Origin of the sequence: Chlorobaculum thiosulfatiphilum (assembly GCF_006265165.1) — a bacterium.
GTDB classification, from domain to species: domain Bacteria; phylum Bacteroidota; class Chlorobiia; order Chlorobiales; family Chlorobiaceae; genus Chlorobaculum; species Chlorobaculum thiosulfatiphilum.
Genome location: NZ_VDCH01000009.1, coordinates 61,918 through 81,206, shown reverse-complemented (window position 1 = coordinate 81,206; position 19,289 = coordinate 61,918). Strand labels below are relative to the sequence as shown.

The 19,289-nt window shown below is 57.7% G+C and carries 18 protein-coding genes; 11 read left to right on the top strand and 7 right to left on the bottom strand.

The features are described from left to right. The first annotated feature begins 175 nt into the window (after positions 1 to 175). The gene (locus FGF66_RS06100) at positions 176 to 631 is read left to right on the top strand and encodes a hypothetical protein (RefSeq protein ID WP_139456780.1); all 456 of its coding nucleotides are present in this window, start codon (positions 176 to 178) and stop codon (positions 629 to 631) included. 97 nt (positions 632 to 728) lie between these two features. Here the strand turns inward: FGF66_RS06100 and rodA are convergent, their stop codons facing one another. Beyond that, on the bottom strand, positions 729 to 1,958 hold the full coding sequence (gene rodA, locus FGF66_RS06095) for a rod shape-determining protein RodA (RefSeq protein WP_170181243.1): 1,230 nt from the start codon (positions 1,956 to 1,958) through the stop codon (positions 729 to 731). 124 nt (positions 1,959 to 2,082) lie between these two features. On the opposite strand from rodA, the gene era reads away from it, so the two are divergent. Further along, positions 2,083 to 3,000, top strand: a complete 918-nt coding sequence (era, locus tag FGF66_RS06090) for a GTPase Era (protein ID WP_139456789.1) — start codon at positions 2,083 to 2,085, stop codon at positions 2,998 to 3,000. A gap of 149 nt (positions 3,001 to 3,149) precedes the next feature. Here the strand turns inward: era and rpsA are convergent, their stop codons facing one another. Beyond that, on the bottom strand, positions 3,150 to 4,901 hold the full coding sequence (gene rpsA / locus FGF66_RS06085) for a 30S ribosomal protein S1 (protein WP_139456779.1): 1,752 nt from the start codon (positions 4,899 to 4,901) through the stop codon (positions 3,150 to 3,152). Between the two features lie 129 nt (positions 4,902 to 5,030). Next, positions 5,031 to 5,735 (bottom strand): (d)CMP kinase, encoded by a 705-nt coding sequence (gene cmk / locus FGF66_RS06075; RefSeq protein WP_246046601.1) that lies wholly within the window; start codon positions 5,733 to 5,735, stop codon positions 5,031 to 5,033. Positions 5,736 to 5,836: 101 nt separating this feature from the next. On the opposite strand from cmk, the gene ychF reads away from it, so the two are divergent. The 4 genes from ychF (at position 5,837) to FGF66_RS06055 (ending at position 11,021) form a co-directional block, all read left to right on the top strand. Continuing rightward, positions 5,837 to 6,928, top strand: a complete 1,092-nt coding sequence (gene ychF / locus FGF66_RS06070) for a redox-regulated ATPase YchF (RefSeq protein ID WP_139456777.1) — start codon at positions 5,837 to 5,839, stop codon at positions 6,926 to 6,928. 112 nt (positions 6,929 to 7,040) lie between these two features. Beyond that, positions 7,041 to 7,859: a glutamate racemase gene (gene murI / locus FGF66_RS06065; protein WP_139456776.1), complete on the top strand. Its 819-nt coding sequence runs from the start codon at positions 7,041 to 7,043 to the stop codon at positions 7,857 to 7,859. A 173-nt stretch (positions 7,860 to 8,032) separates the two neighbouring features. After that, a complete protein-coding gene (locus FGF66_RS06060; protein ID WP_139456775.1) occupies positions 8,033 to 9,031 on the top strand; it encodes a 4-hydroxy-3-methylbut-2-enyl diphosphate reductase in 999 nt (332 codons plus the stop codon). Between the two features lie 25 nt (positions 9,032 to 9,056). Next, positions 9,057 to 11,021 (top strand): FAD-dependent oxidoreductase, encoded by a 1,965-nt coding sequence (locus FGF66_RS06055; protein ID WP_139456774.1) that lies wholly within the window; start codon positions 9,057 to 9,059, stop codon positions 11,019 to 11,021. A gap of 136 nt (positions 11,022 to 11,157) precedes the next feature. On the opposite strand, the gene FGF66_RS06050 is transcribed toward FGF66_RS06055, so the two are convergent. Together FGF66_RS06050 and lpxB are read right to left on the bottom strand one after the other, a co-directional pair. After that, positions 11,158 to 11,451: a hypothetical protein gene (locus FGF66_RS06050; protein ID WP_139456773.1), complete on the bottom strand. Its 294-nt coding sequence runs from the start codon at positions 11,449 to 11,451 to the stop codon at positions 11,158 to 11,160. A gap of 10 nt (positions 11,452 to 11,461) precedes the next feature. After that, complete coding sequence (lpxB, locus tag FGF66_RS06045; protein ID WP_139456772.1) at positions 11,462 to 12,628, bottom strand: lipid-A-disaccharide synthase; 1,167 nt, start codon at positions 12,626 to 12,628, stop codon at positions 11,462 to 11,464. Positions 12,629 to 12,738: 110 nt separating this feature from the next. Between lpxB and FGF66_RS06040 the strand changes: the two genes are divergently transcribed. From FGF66_RS06040 to FGF66_RS06020, 5 genes are all read left to right on the top strand, one after another. After that, positions 12,739 to 14,121 (top strand): phosphoglucomutase/phosphomannomutase family protein, encoded by a 1,383-nt coding sequence (locus FGF66_RS06040; protein ID WP_139456771.1) that lies wholly within the window; start codon positions 12,739 to 12,741, stop codon positions 14,119 to 14,121. A 274-nt stretch (positions 14,122 to 14,395) separates the two neighbouring features. Continuing rightward, positions 14,396 to 14,953 (top strand): RNA polymerase sigma factor, encoded by a 558-nt coding sequence (locus tag FGF66_RS06035; RefSeq protein WP_281279056.1) that lies wholly within the window; start codon positions 14,396 to 14,398, stop codon positions 14,951 to 14,953. Positions 14,954 to 15,019: 66 nt separating this feature from the next. Next, complete coding sequence (locus FGF66_RS06030; RefSeq protein ID WP_139456769.1) at positions 15,020 to 15,373, top strand: hypothetical protein; 354 nt, start codon at positions 15,020 to 15,022, stop codon at positions 15,371 to 15,373. Positions 15,374 to 15,469: 96 nt separating this feature from the next. Then, on the top strand, positions 15,470 to 16,033 hold the full coding sequence (locus FGF66_RS06025) for a Spy/CpxP family protein refolding chaperone (RefSeq protein WP_139456768.1): 564 nt from the start codon (positions 15,470 to 15,472) through the stop codon (positions 16,031 to 16,033). Between the two features lie 15 nt (positions 16,034 to 16,048). After that, on the top strand, positions 16,049 to 16,891 hold the full coding sequence (locus FGF66_RS06020) for a DUF4405 domain-containing protein (protein WP_139456767.1): 843 nt from the start codon (positions 16,049 to 16,051) through the stop codon (positions 16,889 to 16,891). 42 nt (positions 16,892 to 16,933) lie between these two features. Here the strand turns inward: FGF66_RS06020 and FGF66_RS06015 are convergent, their stop codons facing one another. Then, the gene (locus tag FGF66_RS06015) at positions 16,934 to 17,746 is read right to left on the bottom strand and encodes a nitrilase-related carbon-nitrogen hydrolase (protein WP_139456766.1); all 813 of its coding nucleotides are present in this window, start codon (positions 17,744 to 17,746) and stop codon (positions 16,934 to 16,936) included. After that, the gene (locus FGF66_RS06010) at positions 17,743 to 19,287 is read right to left on the bottom strand and encodes a lipopolysaccharide biosynthesis protein (RefSeq protein WP_139456765.1); all 1,545 of its coding nucleotides are present in this window, start codon (positions 19,285 to 19,287) and stop codon (positions 17,743 to 17,745) included. Before FGF66_RS06010 ends, FGF66_RS06015 begins: the two co-directional genes overlap by 4 nt. Between the last annotated feature and the right edge of the window lie 2 nt (positions 19,288 to 19,289).

Genomic DNA, 19,289 nt, shown 5'->3' with positions numbered 1-19,289 from the left:
GTTTGCAGGGCAATATCGCCTTGTTTCGATGTCGCTGGTCAGAAGAATATTTCAAATCGCTCTTTTTAGAGATGCCCTTTAATAAAAACAGATATTTTTTTTAATTGCACAATTGCATACAAACCTGTTATATTTCTTTTGTTTTTAAACCGCATCTATTACACACAAGCAAATCATGAACATTATGAGAAAAGAATCTGCACCGGACAAATTTGATCTGTACATTCTGAATGTCGATGAATTCAAAGCATTGAACCAGCAGAAAAATGAACTGAAGGAAAAAATTGCTGAACTGCAACTTCAGTTCGAAGAAAGCATTCGTCCTTATGAAACCGAGCTGAATACCATTATCAAAAAGCTGGAAAGCAATCTTTCCAGAATGGAAGGCAGCCCTGTGGCGAAACCGGCAACTGCAAAGTTCGGACGCGGAAAGCTCGGCATATCGATCAAAAACCTGCTTCAGGCCAATCCCGACAAGGCGTTCAAGCCTCGCGAAATTGCGGCCGCGCTTCAGACGAAAGGCACCGCTGTCAGCCTCTGGTTCAACAAGTATGGCAATCAGGATCCGGAAATTGAACGTATTCCCGTTGGCGAAGGCGGCAAACGATTCATCTATCAGATCAAAAAATGATCGAAGAAAAAACGAAATAAACCACATTGTTTTTTCGACAAAAAAGGCTGTTCAAAATGACAGCCTTTTTTTATTTATCATAATGATCTTTTTCGCCTCAATAACCGATATGTCTCCGGTTTTTCGAAAAATTCATCGCAAGGCCGACCATCATCATATTGGCGACCAGAGACGAACCGCCATATGAAATAAAAGGAAGCGGCACACCGATAACCGGCATGACGCCGATGGTCATGCCGATATTGATAACCACATGGGTCAGAAGCAACGAGACATACCCGGCAAGCAACAGCTCGACGAAACGGTTCTTGATGGCTCCAACCATCCAGATCAGCCGAAGCACAAGCGCCAGAAATAAAAGCAGCAGTAACGTCGAACCCCAAAACCCGAGTTCTTCGGCAACCACGCAGAAAATGAAGTCCGTCCACTGCGCAGGAATATAGCGAAGCTGAGTCTGGGTGCCCTGAAGAAATCCTTTGCCGAAAATTCCGCCCGAAGCAATGGCGATCCTGGCCTGAAGCGCATTGTAACCCGCGCCCTGCGGGTCGGAGGTGGGATCAAGAAATATCTGGATTCTCTTGATCTGGTGAGGTTTGAGAATCGAGGCCGTAAACTTCCAGGTCAGCAATCCGCTCAAAAAGCCTGCTCCGGTAACCAGCAACTGGTGGAAATAAAACTTTTTCCTGAGCAGGACAAACATGACCAGTGAAACAACGGCAATGATCGCAAGAATGGTAAAATTGAAAAATCCGGAAAGCATCAGCGCAACAGGAACCACCGCAAGCATGATATAGTACAGGTCGAAACCGGCGAGAACGATCATGGGAACGATAAATGACAGGCAGGTCAGGGTCGTGCCCATGTCGGGCTGAAGCATGATAAGCCCGGCAGGAACCAGCGCCAGAGCGAGCGCTTTGCCGAGATCCATCATGTTACCGATGTCGGTCTGGTCATCGGACAAAAACCTCGCCATCGCGATGATGGTAAACATTTTGGTCAGTTCGGAGGGCTGAAAGCTGAACATACCGAAGCGCACCCAGCTCGTGGCGCCAGCCACCTTCTTTCCGAAAACGAGCACCGCGATCAAGAGAATGATACCTGCCGCATACATGATGTAGGCATTATCCTTGATGAGACGATAATCCATGAAGTATATGATCGAGGCCGCAACGGCTCCGGTAACGGCCCAGGAGAGCTGCTTGTAAAAGAGGGAAACCGATTCGGTGGAACCATTGGTTGCGCTGTACACCGCCAGAAGCCCCATGACGATCAGGCCTGCCGTCGGCACAAGAAGCCATAAAAGATCGGATTTATTGTACTTTTCCATCACTTGTCCGTAAAGAGGAGACATATCGTGTTATCTTGCCGTAAAACCGTTTCATAAACCGCCGGAACAGGTTTTCAACATCTATTTTCCGGCCTCGAAATCATACAAAAAAATTATGACCGACGTGCAGCCATCGTCATTCTCATGCGGCCATGTTGCCTTCGTCGGCGCGCCGAACGCGGGCAAATCGACCCTGCTGAACCGCCTGCTGGATCACAAGCTATCGATTGTCACCCCAAAACCGCAAACGACACGCAAAAAAATTACCGGTATCTATCACGACGACCGGAGCCAGATCATCATTCTCGACACGCCCGGCATCATGGACCCGCAGCAATCGCTGCACGAGTCGATGCTCGAAATCACCCGGCGCTCGCTCCGGGAGTCGGATGTTATCGTGGCGCTCATCCCGTTCCAGAAGGGCGACGAACCCTTCGACCGGAAATTCGCCAGCGAACTGATCGAACAGTGGGTAAAGCCCGCCGGAAAACCTTTCGTCATAGCCCTGAACAAGGCAGACCTCGTGCCGGAAGAGACCGTCAAAGAGGTGCAAACAGAGATCATGAGCACATACAAGCCCGTGGCGACGCTCGCCCTGTCAGCCCTCACCGGCGGCAACATTCCGGAGCTGGTCGAGCTGCTCAGGCCGCTGCTCCCGCTCGACGAACCGCTCTGGCCGGACGACATCCTCAGCACCGAGCCGGAGCGCTTCTTTGTCGGCGAGATCATCCGCGAAAAAATCTTCCTGCAATACGGACGAGAAATTCCCTACTCGACCGAGGTGGTCATCGATGAATTCAAGGAGCAGCACGAAAACGACCCGAGCCGCAAAGAGCTGATCCGCTGCTCGGTCATCGTCGAGCGCAACAGCCAAAAGCAGATCATCGTCGGCCAGAAAGGCGCGGCCATCAAAAAACTCGGCCAGGCCGCCCGCAAGGAGATCGAAGAACTCCTCGACCGCCCGGTGTACCTCGAAATCTTCGTGAAGATCCGCCCCGACTGGCGCAAAAAAAAGAACCTCCTCAAAAGCTACGGCTACTGAACAAGAGTGAACTGGGTGAACAAAACCTCGGAAAAACATCTTCTTCCCCTGTCCACCAAGTCCACTCTCCCCTTTCCCCACCAAACGGAAAAACCCCTTCACGAAGGAAGGGGTCTTTCCGGCTTTGGCTGTAACAACCGGTAAAAAAATCAGCGGCCTTTCGGCTGTGGCTCCAACTCAGCGGTTGCAGCCTCGATCTCTTTCTTCTCGTTTGGGTGAGCCTGAAGATAAGCCTCGATCTCCTCTTTGCTCTTGTCCTTGAAATATTCAAGCGCCGAGAGAATGATGCGTTTGTTCTCCTTGTCGAACTCGATGACGCGGAGCGGCAGCTCGTCGCCGATCTTGAAGGAGGAGTGAATGTCCTTCACGCCGCCCTGCAACAGGTGCGACACCGGCACGAAGCCATCGACCTCGCCGGGGAGAATGACGATGACGCCCTTCTCGATGATCTGCGAAATAGCGCCAGTGCATTCTGCGCCGACGGCATACTTCTGCTCGAACTCACCCCACGGATCGTTGTTGATCTGCTTGTGGCCAAGCGCGATGCGACGTGCGTTGACGTCGAATTTCAGCACCTTGACTTCAAGTTCCTGGCCCTTCTTGACCAGCTCGCTGGGATGGCGAATCTTCTTGGTCCACGACAGGTCGGAGATGTGCACCAAGCCGTCAACGCCAGGCTCCAGCTCGACGAACACACCGAAATCGGTGATGTTGCTGACCGTGCCTTTGTGCAGCGAACTCTCGATGTACTTCTCGGAGAGGGCGATCCACGGATCTTCCGACACGCGCTTCATCGACAGCGACAACTTGGTGTGCTCCTTGTCGATGTTGAGAATGACGACCTCGACATCCTGATCCAGCGAAACGAACTGGCTCGGATGCTTGATGTGCTGCGTCCAGCTCATCTCGGAGATGTGAACGAGACCCTCGATGCCCTTCTCGATCTCGACGAATGCGCCGTAATCGGTGATTGAAACCACGCGGCCCGTCGCCTTGATACCGACCGGATATTTGATTTCGATATTTTCCCACGGATGAGGTTCGAGCTGCTTCATGCCGAGCGAAACGCGCTTGGTGTTCTCGTCGAAGCCGACGACCACGACCTTGATCGGCTGGTCGAGTTCGACCACCTCGGAAGGATGGTTGATTCTGCCCCAGGTGATGTCGGTGATGTGCACCAGACCGTCCAGACCGCCGAGATCGACGAAGATACCGAAGTCGGTGATGTTCTTGACCGTGCCTTCGAGAACCATGCCGACCTTGATGTTAGCGAGCATCTCCTCGCGCTTGGCCGCATACTCCTCTTCGAGGATGACCTTGTGGCTGACAACGATGTTCTGGGTGACCGGGTTGATCTTGACGACCCTGAAGTCCATAGTCCTGCCGACCAGAGCGTCGAAGTCGCGAACCGGCTTGACGTCGATCTGCGAACCGGGCAGGAAGGCCTCGACACCAGACAGGGAGACCGTCATGCCGCCCTTGACGCGGTTGATGATCTTGCCGTTGATGATGGTGTCGTTCTCGATTGAATCGTAAATCTTGTCCCAGATGCGAAGCACGTCGGCTTTCCTCTTGGAGAGGATGAGCTGACCCATCTTGTCTTCGATGTTCTCGAGATAGACCTCGACCTCGTCGCCAACCTTGATTTCGTCATCGTCACGGAACTCGAGAAGCGAAACGATACCTTCCGATTTGAAACCGACGTCGATGGTGACATCCTTGTTGGAGATCGAAACGATCTTTCCCTTCACGATCTCCTCTTCGGTGATCTCGGAGAGGGTGCTCGTGTAGAGCGACTCCATCTGTTCGATCTCGGAGGGTTCGTAGTGAGCGAAGATCTTGATTTTCTTTCTGCCCGGCACTTTCGGCTTCGGCGTTTCCAGCGTTTTTGTTTCTGACATTAATGTTTTCCTTCCTCTCTGATGATTTGCCGTCAACCGCGAGAGATTTCGGCTGCCGGTTTTTATGGTTATGAGTTATGACACGAAAGAACACTTTTCATACTGACGAAGGCAACGGGCCATCACCGACTACGACTGCCCCACAATTTTCATGACCAGATCATGGACGACATTGACCTGCTCGTCGATGCTCATGTTCGAGGTATCGAGCAAGACCGCGTCGGGATGACGTTTGAGCGGCGCGTGGGTGCGCTCTTCATCGTCGCGATCGCGCTGTTTGATCTCGGCTTCAAGCTCTTCGAGCGAAGGAACCGCCGCGCCGCCAGCCTTGAGCGAAAGCTCGACGTGACGCCGTTTGGCGCGTTCCGCCGGATCGGCGACGAGAAAAATTTTCAGCTCGGCATCGGGAAAAATCACGGTACCGATGTCGCGCCCGTCCATGACGATGCCACGCTTGCGGCCCATCTGTTGCTGAAGCTCGCGAAGCTTGTCCCTGACCAGCTTGAGTGAACTGATGAAACTGACCTCGCGGCTGACCTGGTTTTCCCGGATCGCCTCAGTTACATCCTCTCCGTCGAGAATCACCCGGTCGCCCTGGAAGCCGATGGTGATCGTCCGGAGCAGTCTGGAAATTCCGGATTCATCCTTGCGAAGATCGTCGAGCAAGCCTTCACGGAGCGCCTTGAGCGTGACGGAGCGGTACATGGCTCCGGTATCGATGTAAATATAACCCAGCTTGTCGGCGAGAATTCTCGCCGTGGTGCTCTTGCCGGATGCAGCCGGACCGTCTATGGCGACGATGATCGGTTTCTTTTCGATAGGACTCTTCTCCAAATGCATTTTGAATTAGCCTGTAATTGTAAAAAATTAATTTGCTTTTTCCAAACGGATTGATTACATGTTAAAACCGTTTTTTTCAACCAACATCTCTGCCCATGTCACTCCGCTGCGGCATTGTCGGTCTGCCCAATGTCGGCAAATCGACGCTGTTCAATGCCATCACGGCCAAGCAGGCCGAAGCCGCCAACTACCCGTTCTGCACCATCGAACCCAACGTCGGCACCGTGCTGGTGCCCGATCCGCGCCTCGGTGAGCTCGCCCGCGTCGTCAAGACCCCGGTGATCGTGCCGGCGGTGCTCGAAATCGTCGATATTGCCGGCCTGGTCAGGGGCGCAAGCAAGGGCGAGGGACTCGGCAACCAGTTCCTGTCGCACATCCGCGAGGTTGACGCGATCATCCACGTGGTGCGCTGCTTCGAAGACCCGAACATCATCCACGTCGAGGGCAGGATCGATCCGACGGACGACATCACGACCATCGAGACCGAGCTGATGCTGGCCGATCTGGACAGCATGGAGAAGCGCATCGACAAACTGCGCAAGGGCGCTCGCAAGGAGAAGGACCAGCAGGTGCTGGCCGATCTGGCCGAGAAGATCGTGAAGGGACTCGGCGAGGGCGTACCGGTGCGCAGCATTCTCGAAAACGACGAGGAGCGCGCCATCGCGAAACAGTTTTTCCTCATCACGGCAAAGCCGGTGCTCTTTGCCGCAAACGTCGCCGAGACCGACCTGCCCGGCGGTAACGAGCACACCGCGACGGTGGCGAAGATCGCGGCGGAGAGCGGATCGAAAATGCTCGTCATCAGCGCCAAGGCTGAAGCGGACATTGCCGAGCTGCCCGAAGAGGAGCGCCCGGACTTCCTCGAAAGCCTCGGACTCCAAATGTCGGGGCTCGACCGCCTGATCATGGCCGCCTACGACCTGCTCGGTCTGCACAACTACTTCACGGCGGGCGTCAAGGAGGTTCACGCCTGGACGATCCGCAAGGGCGCTGCCGCCCCGGAAGCCGCCGCGGCGATTCACTCCGATTTCGAGAAGGGGTTCATCCGCGCCGAAGTGATGGCATACGAAGACCTGATCACCCTCGGCTCGGAGCAGAAGGTCAAAGAGGCTGGCAAAATGCGCTCCGAAGGCAAGGAGTACATCGTCAAGGACGGCGACGTGATTACGTTCAGGTTCAATGTTTGAAATTTTGGGACGATTGGGACATTTGGGACTTGTGGGACACTTGGGACTAAAACCAATTCTTCACTTCCCAAAAGTCCCAATCGTCCCAAATGTCCCATAACGAAGCAAACCCATGCCGCAGCACAAGATTTCACCTGACAGCCCGATTGGCATTTTCGACTCGGGCATCGGCGGCCTGACGGTGGTCAAGGCCGTGCAGGCCGCGCTGCCTGCGGAGCGGCTGATCTACTTCGGCGACACGGCGCGCGTTCCCTACGGCACGAAGTCGCAGGTCACGATCCGCAAGTACGCCCGCGAGGACACCGAACTCTTGATGAAGCATCAGCCGAAGCTGATCATCGTAGCCTGCAACACCGTTTCGGCGCTCGCGCTCGACGTGGTCGAGCAGACGGCTGGCGGCGTTCCGGTCATCGGCGTGCTCAGGGCGGGCGCGGAGCTGGCCGCCGAGCGGACGAGGTCGGGCCGCATCGGCGTCATCGGCACCCAGGCCACCATCGGCTCGAACGCCTACTCCTGCGCCATCCGCGAGGAAAACGACGCACTCGAAGTGTTCCCGAAAGCCTGCCCGCTTTTCGTCCCGCTCGCCGAAGAGGGCTTCATCGACCACCCCGCAACCAGGCTCGTGGCCGAAGAGTACCTGTCGGCCTTCGCGGGCAAACAGATCGACACCCTCGTGCTCGGCTGCACCCACTACCCTATTCTCCGGAAGATCATCGAGAGCATCGCTGGGCCGGAGATCACCATCATCGACTCCGCCGAAGCGGTCGCCAGCAAGGCCGGAGAGCTGCTCGCAGCCCGCAACATCCTGAACCAGAGAGCCGAAAAAGCGCTGCCGCACCTCATGGTCAGCGACCTGCCGCAAAAATTCCGCGAACTCTACCGCCTCTTCATGGGCACCGAACTGCCCGACGTTGAGCTGGTGGGAGTGTAGGGGCAATCCCTTGCGGTTGCCCTGTGCCGAAATGCCGCGACGCTCCCCACCCCCTCTTCCATTATCCATTATCAACTCCTCCCCCACCCCATTGCCTTTCCCATTTTAATCGTATCTTTTCCGGCAAAATCTGAACCTTGAAGGCGACGGCCTTACCATTCCGGAGAAGTCCAGTGAAAATCAATCTTGACAGAACATCATCCGGCTTCTGCATCGGCGTGCAGGGCACGATTCACGTTGCCGAAGAGAAGCTTGCCCAGTCCGGCGAGCTGTACTGCCTCGGCGACGTGGTGCACAACGAGGTGGAGGTCAAGCGGCTCGAAGCGCTCGGCATGGAGACCATCGACATTCCGGCGTTCGAGAAGCTCCGGAACGCCGAGGTGCTGATCCGCGCCCACGGCGAACCGCCATCGACCTACCAGACCGCCCGACGCAACAACCTCGCGATCACCGACACCACCTGCCCCGTGGTGGCCAAATTGCAGAAGACCGCCAGGATGCTGCACCAGCTCGGCTACCAGGTGGTGATCTACGGCAAGAAAGTCCACCCGGAGGTGATCGGCATCAACGGCCAGTGCGACAACGAGGGGGTCGTCATCAAGCATCCCGACCTGTCCGATCCGGCGGAAACCGAGCCGCTCGACCTCAGCCGAAAAACCGCCCTGATCTCCCAGACCACGATGGACGTGCCGGGCTTTTACGAGCTGAAGAAGAACCTCGAAAAGCTCTTCGCCGAACACGGCCACCGCAACCCCGGCACGGAAAGCGGCGAGTGGATGGCCGTGCGCGACATCGACATCACCGCCGAAAAAACCGGCGCGCGCGCAATGCCGGAGCTGGTTTTCAAGGACACCATCTGCCGACAGGTATCGAGCCGCAACGGCAAGCTGCGCGACTTCGCTCTCTCGAACGACTGCATCGTCTTCGCGGCGGGGCGCAAAAGCTCGAACGGCCAGGTGCTCTACTCGATCTGCCGCGATGCCAATCCGAAGAGCTACTTCATCGAGGATGTGGATGAAATCCAGCCGGAATGGTTCGTCGGCGAGAACGGCAAACCGGTGGAAAGCGTCGGCATCTGCGGCGCGACCTCGACCCCTATGTGGCTGCTCGAAAAGGTGGCCAACCATATCGGCAAGACCTTCGGCGCTGACTCCGGCACCCCGGACGCATGAACGCAACCATGAAACGTTACCGACCATGAAACCCGTCAACCTTATCATCGATGGCCGCAGTGTGCAGGCGGCTCCGGGACAGACCATCCTCGAAGCGGCTCGCGAGAACGACATCCGCATCCCGACGCTCTGCTTCCATAAAGAGATCGAAGCGACCGGCTCGTGCTGGATATGCATCGTGGAGATCAAGGGCAAAAACCGTTTCATCCCCTCGTGCAGCACCAAGGTGAGCGAAGGCATGGTGGTCGAAACGAGCAATGCGGAGCTGGACTCGATGCGCCGCCAGAGCCTCGAACGGCTCCTCGCCCAGCACTGCGGCGACTGCCTCGCGCCGTGCGAACTCGCCTGCCCGGCAGGTTGCGACATTCCCGGATTCGTAGCCGCGATAGCGAAAGGCGACGACCGCGAAGCGATCGAGATCATCCGCCGCACTATTCCGCTGCCGGGCATTCTCGGTCGCGTCTGCCCCGCCCCGTGCGAGGAGACGTGCCGCCGCCACGGCGTTGACGAGCCGGTCTCGATCTGCGCCCTCAAGCGCTTCGCCGCTGACCAGGGGATGGCTGACGGATCGGAACTGCCGGAGCGCAAACCGGCTTCCGGCAAGCGCGTGGCTGTCGTCGGCGCAGGCCCGGCGGGCCTCACGGCGGCATGGTTCCTCCTGCTCGGCGGGCACGAGGTAACGATTCTGGATGCGAACGAAAAAGCAGGCGGCATGATGCGCTACGGCATTCCGAAGTTCCGCCTGCCGGAAGCGGTGATCGACGCCGATGTCGAGCCGCTCGTGAAGATGGGCGCGACCTTCCGCTTCTCGACCATGTTCGGCAAGGATGCGGACTTGGCGGAGTTGCAGCAGACGCACGACGCCGTGCTGCTCACCATCGGCGCGAGCCAGGCCTCGAAGCTCGGCATTCCAGGCGAGGAGCTTGACGGCGTACAGAGCGGCATCGGCTTCCTTGCCGACGTTGCGGACGGAACTGCCGCCGCGCCCGGCAGGTCGGTGATCGTCATCGGCGGAGGCAACACGGCCATCGACGCGGCGCGAACCGCCCTGCGGCTTGGCGCGGAATCGGTGACGATTCTCTACCGCCGTGGCCGTGAGGAGATGCCCGCCAACCGGCTCGAAATCGATGAGGCGGTCGCCGAGGGCGTCGAGCTTCGCCTGCTCGCCGCGCCGGTTGCGATTGAGAAAAATGCGGATGGCCTTGCCGTCACGGCAGTGAATATGCAGCTTGGCGAACCCGACGCGAGTGGCCGCCGCCGTCCGGTTCCCGTCGCAGGATCGGAGTTTGCGCTCCGGGCCGACACGGTCATTTCGGCCACCGGCCAACAGGTCGATCTCCCGGCTGAAGCTGCGGCGGGCGTGGGCGTCGAGCGCAACGGCACGATCACGGTTCAGGGCGGCTCGATGCTCACCGACGCTGTGGGCGTCTTCGCGGCGGGCGACTGCGTCAGCGGCCCCGATCTGGCCATCGAAGCTGTCCGGCAGGGGCGCGTTGCAGCCGAGGCTATCGACCGCTTCCTCGGCGGCGGCGATCCGGCGGCGACGGAAGCGAAGCGCTTCAACTCATCGTACGGAGCGCGTGACAAGGCCCCGCGCCAGTTCTACGACCGGGCCAAACCCGCGGCGCGAGTGGCCATGCCGGAGCTGGAGGCGGAGTCGAGACGCCGGAGCTTCGATGAGGCGGTGACTGGTTACGATGCCGAACAGGCGCGAGAGGAGGCCAAACGCTGCCTGCGGTGCCGCTGCCAGGCGGTTGACGATTGCCGCCTGCGCAATCTGGCCACGGCGTTCGGCGTGGCGACTCCGGCAGTCGAGGAGACCCACGAGTACTTCAGCATCGACAGGTCGGGCAACATCCGGTTCGAGCGGGAAAAGTGCGTCGATTGCGGCGTCTGCATCCGCACGATGGAATCGGTTTCGGCAGATGCAGCCACGATCCGGGAGGAGCTGATCGAGTACTGCCCAACGGGGGCGATCAGCGGACGGTGAGGGAAGCTTGAAACAGTTGCCTCGGACTTTAGTCCGGGGTTATGGATAAGACAAAATAAATCAGGGCTTTAGCCCAATTTCTTCTTTTGGGGAAATAATGGCGAGTTGCCCCCCCCCGTTCAAGAAGAAATCCTTTTCACTCCTCTTGCTGAGGGCGGTCGTCGTGGTTAAACAACCAGTCAACCGCCTTCATCACCCCTTCGCCTTTGTGGACAGCCTCCTTGACCGACTTGCTCGCCTTTTGCGCCTTTTCGGCGGGATCGCCGCCATGCCAACTCACCCAGGCGACGTAGAGAATGCCGAGCGCGAAAAGCACGAGAGCGAAACGCAGAATCCGCCGCGCGAACGACAGCACGATCATGAGTGAGACGATCACGGCGATGCCGAGCGCAATGGGATGGGCAGTCAGGTAATTGATAATCGTAGTCATGGTTTGCAGGTCATAGATATTCAAGCAGCACGGCGGCCACGTGGCGCGAGGGCGAATCGGAAGAGAGCCGCGCACACGCCTCCTGAAGCTCACGCCGCATGGACGACGAGACAGCGTCATCACAAAGAATTTCCAGCGCCTTCCGGCTGATGGCGTCAGCGTTGGCCTCGTGCTGGATCAGCTCCGGCACCGCCTGTTTTTCCGACAGCAATCCGCAGGCGACGATGTTGGCCAGCGCGATGTTGTGCAGCTTGACCAGCCGCTTGCCGATAAAATAGTTCAGCGGTGAGGTCTTGTAGAGCACCACCATCGGCACGGCGAAGCAGAGCGATTCGAGCGTCGCCGTGCCGGAGGTGACGAGCAGCAGGTCGCTGTACTGCATCAGTTCGTACGAAGAGCAGTCGAGCGTCTCGACGCCCGCCTCGCTAAGGTGGCGATCATAGAGCGACGGCGCGAGATGCGATGAGCGGCCAAGCAGGAACACGATGTCGACCTGCTCGCGGATGCGCTTTGCCGCGCCGAGCATTTCGGGAAAAATCTTTTCGATCTCCTGACGGCGGCTGCCCGGCAAGAGGCCGACGATGCGGGCGGCGGGATCGATGCCCATCCGCGCGAGGAACTCCGGCTTCGGCGCGAATTTCAGCTCCGCCAGCTCCTCGACCACCGGGTTGCCGACGAACTCGGCCTCGATACCGTGGCGGCGGTAAAAATCGACCTCGAAGTCGAAAATCACCAGCAACCGGTCAACGCAGGCGCGAATCTTTTCGACGCGCCGCTCCTTCCACGCCCACACCTGCGGCGAGATGTAGTAGATCACCGGAATGCCCTGCTTCTTCAGGAAAGCCGCGATGTGCAGGTTCATGCCGGGGTAATCGACCAGCAGCGCGGCATCGGGCTTTTCGCGTACGATGGCCGCCTTGAGGTCGCCGATCACCTTGCGCAGGAACGGCGCCTGCCTGAGCACCTCGACGAAGCCCATGATGCTCATCTGGTCGGTCGTGTAGAGCAGCTCCGCACCAAGCTCGACGAGCTTGCGCCCACCGACGCCGAACACTCTTGTGCCGGGAGCCTGTTCGAGCAGCGAGCGCACAGGCCCGGCGGCGTGCAGGTCGCCGGAGACCTCACCGGCCAGAACGAACAGCGTCTTGCGGCGCGTCGGCTGCTGAAATTGCATCATCGCACAGGAAAGCGTATTTTAGGAACCAGTTTTCTCACCGGCCAAAAAGTGGTGAACTCACATGGCAAAACACCAGAGAGTCAGAACAATTATATCAAATCCATAACAGAATGCAAGTCAAATTCGGAACCGACGGGTGGAGGGCAATTATAGCCAAAGAATACACTTACGACAATCTCAAACTGGCGGCGCTCGCTTCCGGGAAATATTTTCTTTCCCATCCGAACAGAGCCAACGGCATCTGCGTCGGCTACGACACCCGCTTCATGTCGAAGGAGTTCGCCCGCTTCACGGCGGAGGTGCTCTCCTCGATGGGCCTCAAGGTTTTCCTCTCCAACAGCTTCGTTTCGACGCCTGCGGTCTCGCTCTATACGAGAGAGCACAAACTCGCGGGCGGCGTGATGATCACCGCCTCGCACAATCCGCCGATCTACAACGGTTTCAAGGTCAAAGCCTCCTACGGCGGCCCGGCCCACCCGGAGGTGATCGACGAAATCGAGAGCTACCTGCCCGGCCTCGATCCCTCGACGCCGGTCGAAATCACCGAGAACCTGATCGTCATGAGCGATATAAAATCGGAATACGTGGCTTACCTCGTCTCGAAGCTCGATATGAAGCTCATCCGCGAGTCCGGACTGAAGATCGCCCACAACGCCATGTACGGCGCGGGTCAGGACATCGTCACCCGGCTGCTCGACGAGTCGATGGTCAACTGCTACCACTGCTCGGTCAATCCGGGATTCGACGGCATCAATCCGGAGCCGATTCCGCAATACATCGGTGACTTCGTGGAGTTTTTCAAGGAGGTCGAGACCGACGTGGCGATCATCAACGATGGCGACGCGGACCGTATCGGGATGCTCGACGAGAAGGGCGAGTTCGTTGATTCGCACAAGCTCTTCGCCATCATCCTGAAATATCTGGTCGAACAGAAAGGCCAGCGCGGCGAGGTGGCCAAAACCTTTGCGTTGACCGATGTTATCGACAGAATCTGCTTGAAGCACGAGCTGAAAATGCACCTGTTGCCGGTCGGCTTCAAATATGTGAGCCGCCTGATGACCACCAACGACATTCTCATCGGCGGCGAAGAGTCCGGCGGCATCGGCATCACCTCGTTCCTGCCCGAGCGGGATGGCGTCTATACCGGCCTGTTGATGCTTGAAATCATGGCCCGGCGGCAGAAAACGCTGACCGGCCTGGTCGAGGAGCTGTACGACGAGTATGGCTTTTTCAGCTATAACCGCCTCGACATGCGCGTGGCCGAATCGAAAAAACAGGCCATCATCGCTGCGGCTGCAGGAGGCAAGCTGACGAGCATCGCCGGATTCCCGGTGACGGGCTTCAGCGATCTCGACGGCTTCAAATACCATTTCGCGGGCGGATGGCTGCTCATCAGAGCCTCGGGCACCGAACCGGTGTTGCGCGTCTATTGCGAAGCCGACTCCACCGAAAAGGTGGAAAAAGTGCTCGCGTTCGCCTCGAAACTCGGTTGACGGGCGCAAGAAACCCGGCTGAATGTCGTCTGATAATGACATCTCGCCCGAAATCCGGCGATTCTGGCGAGATGGGAATCAACGGTCATCGGCACAGTCGGCAATACCGTAGAGTGCGAAGCGCTTCCGGTTGTATTGAAAAACAATCCGCCTGTATGTTACATATACAATTCCGGATCGTGAAAGCTGGCGACGGCGACAGGCCATTCTGGATGTCGCCGCTTCAGGCCGGATTCACCGGAAGTTATTTTCGATTTGCCTTAATAATTGTCCATTGCAGCCACAGGCCTTAACATCAACAGACCGCTCATTCAGCGAACTTGTCGCCGAACACCAGGATATGGTGGTCAACACCTGTTACCGGTTCGTCTTCAATCGCGAAGATGCCGAGGATCTCGCTCAGGAGGTGTTCATCGAAGTCTATCGCTCGCTCGACAAATTCCGCGAAGAGTCGAAACTCTCCACCTGGATATACCGGATCGCCGTCACCAAGTCGCTCGATCACCTGCGCAAGCTGAAACGCAAGAAACGGTTCAGCTCTCTGAAACGGGTCATCGGAATCGACGATCCGGCGGACTCGATTCCCGCGCCCGATATCGACAATCCCGCCGATGCGCTGGTCGGCAAGGAGCGCGTCGCCGTACTCCAAAACGCGCTCGACGCCCTGCCCGACAACCAGAAAACAGCCTTCCTCCTCAGCAAGCAGGACGGGTACAGCAACCAGGAGATCGCCGACATTCTCCAGACCACCATCCCGGCGGTCGAGTCGCTGATTCACCGGGCGAAAAAAAATCTGCAAGCGCGTCTTGAACGTCACTACCACTCTAACTGATCGCTCCTGATCGATACAAGATTTTCAAATTTTCGACGTCACATTTTATGAAACCGAAAAAAAACCATGAACAGATCTACTGAACAACGCAACGAAGAGGTCACCAAGACCCTCGGAATGCTTGACCAGATGCCCCGGGTGGAAGTGAATCACCTGTTCAGGGTACGGCTCATGCAACGTATCGATACGATGGAGATCGGGAAAACCTCCGGGGTGGCTGTGTTTGGCGGCGCGTTCAATCCCAGGCTCGCTTTCATGGCGCTCCTGCTGGTGTTGAATATCGCTTCGGCCCTCATGCTGTACATGCATCAGGCGCCGCAAACCACCGGCTCCGCGGGGGTCATTGCCGATTCGTTCAGTGAAGCTTACGGCGGACCGGCGCTCTCCTATTACGACGATCAGTCGGCTATCGACCGCTGACGTCGGCGCATGGAACTCTGGAGGGCGCAAAAGCCCGCTACGGTGGATCGCATTGTGCAGGCACTCTCTTGTAGTACAAAACTTTAATGATTACCGATGGATTTTCTCTCTTCCAAGCGCTTCGTCACGACAGCCCTGGTGCTCCTGGCCATCCTTAACATCACCTTCATGGGAATGCTCTGGTGGCAGAACTTTGTGAACAAAAGTTACCAGACGGTTGAAGTCACCCGATTCTACAGCAGTAGCGGCCCACGCAGAGGTAATGAACTGGAGCTGACCGATCAGCAGAAAGCGGCATTCCGGAGACTTCGGCAGGAGCATTTCCGCAAAACCATGCCGTCCGTGCAGAAGATCATCGAATTCAAAAAGGAGCTAATCTCGGAATCGGTCAAGCCGGAGCCCGACAAGGCAAAACTTTTAGCCATTGCCGACAGTATCGGCAAGCGCCAGGCATTGATCGAAAAGGATCTTGCCATCCATTTCCATGAACTTTCCGCGCTCTGCACTCCAGCCCAGCGCGATTCTCTGGAAAAGTTGCTCAACAATATCTACACCGTGCGGTATCAGAAAATGAACTCGTGGAGAGGCCAGCCTCACCGGGATTATCGTGATGGAGTTCGTAACGCTCCTTTTCCACCACCACCGCCTCCGGAAAACTGACAATCTTATACGAACATGTCTGTCAAGCAATCGTTCAAGTGGCGCGTCTTCATCAGCGCCGGACTGGCACTCGCCTTTCTCGTCATGTTCGTCTCCGGCATCGTGCTCTACATCTCTCCGCCGGGCAGGGTGGCGAACTGGACTGACTGGAATATCTTTGGCCTGACCAAAAAAGGGTGGCAGAACCAGCACGTCGTCTTTGGCTTCGCCTTCATCATCCTGTCGATTTTCCACCTGTTCGTCATCAACTGGAAAGCATTTTTTTCCTACATCAAGAGCAAAGCCTCGAAGGGCGTGAACAACCCTGCCGAGCTTGCCATTTCACTCGTACTTTTTGCCGTGCTGGCTGTCGGCACCTTCTGGCATTTGCCGCCATTCGAACAGATCATCGCGCTCGGCGACCAGCTCTCAGGCTCGTGGGAGGACAAAACCGGCGGTCCGCCCGTGCCTCATGCCGAAACCCTCTCCCTCGAAGAGCTTGGGAAAATGCCCCGGGTCAACGAACCGGGCAGTGAACTGCTCAAGAAGCTTCAGGCAGCAGGCATCAAAGCGAGCAGCACCCAACAGACACTGCTTGAAATCGCCGCTGAAAATGGCACGGAGGTACAGCGACTGTACGACATCATGGTTGAGGGCAAGCGCTCTGGCGGACTTGGTGAAGGTGGCGGATGGGGGAAGAAAACGCTCGAAGAGGCTGCAAGCGCCGCCGGAGTGGCTCCGCTCGCCCTGCAACAGGCGCTGAAACAGCAAGGCATCGAGGCATCGCCCGATGACCGGCTCTCCGATATTGCATCGAAAAACGGCATGGAAACTCCCGAACTGATACGAAGAATCAACGCCATGACGGAAAAGCGGTAAAGAAGAAGCTTCGTCCGTTCTGAAAGGTATCGATAAGCGATTTCAGCGTTTACGGCAAATCGCGCCGTATAGCTCCGGGCGACGATCGGCGAAGATGTCGTTGAATTCGTTGAAGCGCTTGTCGCGGCATGGCCGGGGATCGATCTCCGCCAGCAGCACCCGGTCGCCGTCCGCCCCGGCAAGCGCGACCGGCTCGCCATAAGAATCGTACACAGCCGAACACCCCTTGAACAGCAACGTCTCCCCGCATCTCGTTTCCGTGCCGCACCGGTTGGCCACGGCGACGTACACTTTGTTCTCGATGGCGCGTGCGGGCATCACCTTCCGCCACGCATCGGTGACGAGGTTGGACGGACAGGCGATCAGCTCCGCCCCGTCGAGCGCCAGCACACGGCTCACCTCCGGAAAGCGCCAGTCGTAGCAGAGCATGATGCCGATGGAGAGGTCGAGCCGCTCGTCGCGGATCACCGGAAAAGCGGTGTCGCCCGGCTCGAAGACGAAGCGCTCCTTGTAAAAAAGGTGCGCCTTGCGATAGATGAGCGGCTCCGGGACGCCGGGACGGAACACAAACACCGAATTGTAGAAAAGCCCGTCCGCCACTTCGGGCATACCGGCGACGATGATCGCCCGTTTCGCTTCGGCGAGACGCTGGAAAAAAACGCAAGCCACGCCGCCCGGTGCTTCGGCGAGCGGCGCAAGCACTTCGCGCGTCACGAAAAAATAGCCACTCGTGCACAGCTCCGGTAAAATGACGACCTCCGCCTCGACCGGATCGAGCAGCTTCTGGATCGCTTCGAGGTTCGCCTCGCGCTCGCCGAGCCGGGGCGTGAACTGAACGGTGGCGAGGCGGATCATCGGCTGCCGGAACCTCCCGCCGGGCGCAATTTCTTCCGCGCCATTCGCACGACAGCCGACGCCTCGTTGCGGAAAATGAGCGTGCCAAGCGCGAGATAGAGCAAAACGATGAGCAGCTTCACGACGATGGCGAAGAGACCGCTGATGCCGAATCCGGCGAGCCACAGGAGCAGGTCGTCATGCCACACCGCGAATGCCAGTCCAGCGCCAAGCAACAGCGCCAGGCGGCCCCAGTCGTAGCGGATCGGGTAGAAGCGCACCGAGTACCACCCCATGCAGAGACACATCACCGCCGTACCGCAGAGAATCGCCACCGCTGCGCCATCCATGCCGCCAAGCGGAATGAGAATCCAGCAGCCGATGGTCGTCACGGCGGCTCCGGCGAAAGTCACCACCGGCAGATATTTTGTCTTGCCGGTAATCAGAATACCTGCCGACAGGTTGGTTGAAATCATGTCGAACACGTAGCTGAAAAAGATCCACGGCAGAATCGACAGGCCCATCCAGTACTTCGGCGGCAACAGATAAAGCTTGCCGCCCCAGTGGTAGCGCACCAGATCGGGCACGAAAAAGGTGCAAGCCACAGCAAGCACGATCACGGCGATACCCGAAAGATTCATCACCTGCCGGAAGAGCGGCTTGGCTTCGGGATCGTCGGCATGTTGCAGGAAAAAGGGCTGCCAGGCGAAGCGGAAAATCTGGATGAACATCTGAAGCGCCACGCCAAACGCCGCCACCCGTCCGTAGATGCCGGTGATGTCCGACGCCTGGAAACCCGCGCCATACAGGCGCTCGATGTCGTGCTGCGGAATGCGGATGAGCAGGTTCCGGTCGATCAGGTGGATCAGCAATCCGGCGATGCCGGTCGGAACGTAGGGCAGTCCGATGCGCAGCAGCTCGCGGTAGAGATTTGGCGAAAAGACAGGCCTGAAGCTTTTCAGCACCGGCAGGATGAAGAGCAGACTCACCACCGAGCCAAGCGCCTCACCGATGAAGACGCCGGAGAGACCTGCGTGAAGTCCGAGAATGAGCACGAAGGTGCTGATGACGCCGCCGACCACGCCCATCACCTTGGCGAGCGCGAACGGAATCGCCTTGCGCTTCAGCCGAAGTTCGGCGAACGGCACGACGAGCAGCGTATCGAGAAAGAGAATCGCCGCAGCGTATTGTATGTAGATGCCCGAACCGGGCGCGAGGCCGATGGCGACGGCGAGCGCCGGAGCGAACAGCAGCATCAAAACGGAAAAAAGAATCGAGGTCAGAAAGAGGCTGATGAAGGCCGTCGAAAAATAGGGGCGTTCATCCTCGTTGCGCTTGATGGCGTCGGAGGCGACCTTCAGGTACGAGGTTTCAAGGCCATAGGAAAACATGACGTTCGCCAGGGCGATGTTGGCGTAAACCACCGCCTGAATGCCGTTGTCGAAGGTGGAGAGCTGGTTGGCGTAGAGCGGAACGAGAACGTAGTTCAGGCTGCGGGCCAGAATGGTGCTCGCGCCGTAGATAACCGTATCCTTCGCGAGAAGCTTGAGCTTGGAGAACATGC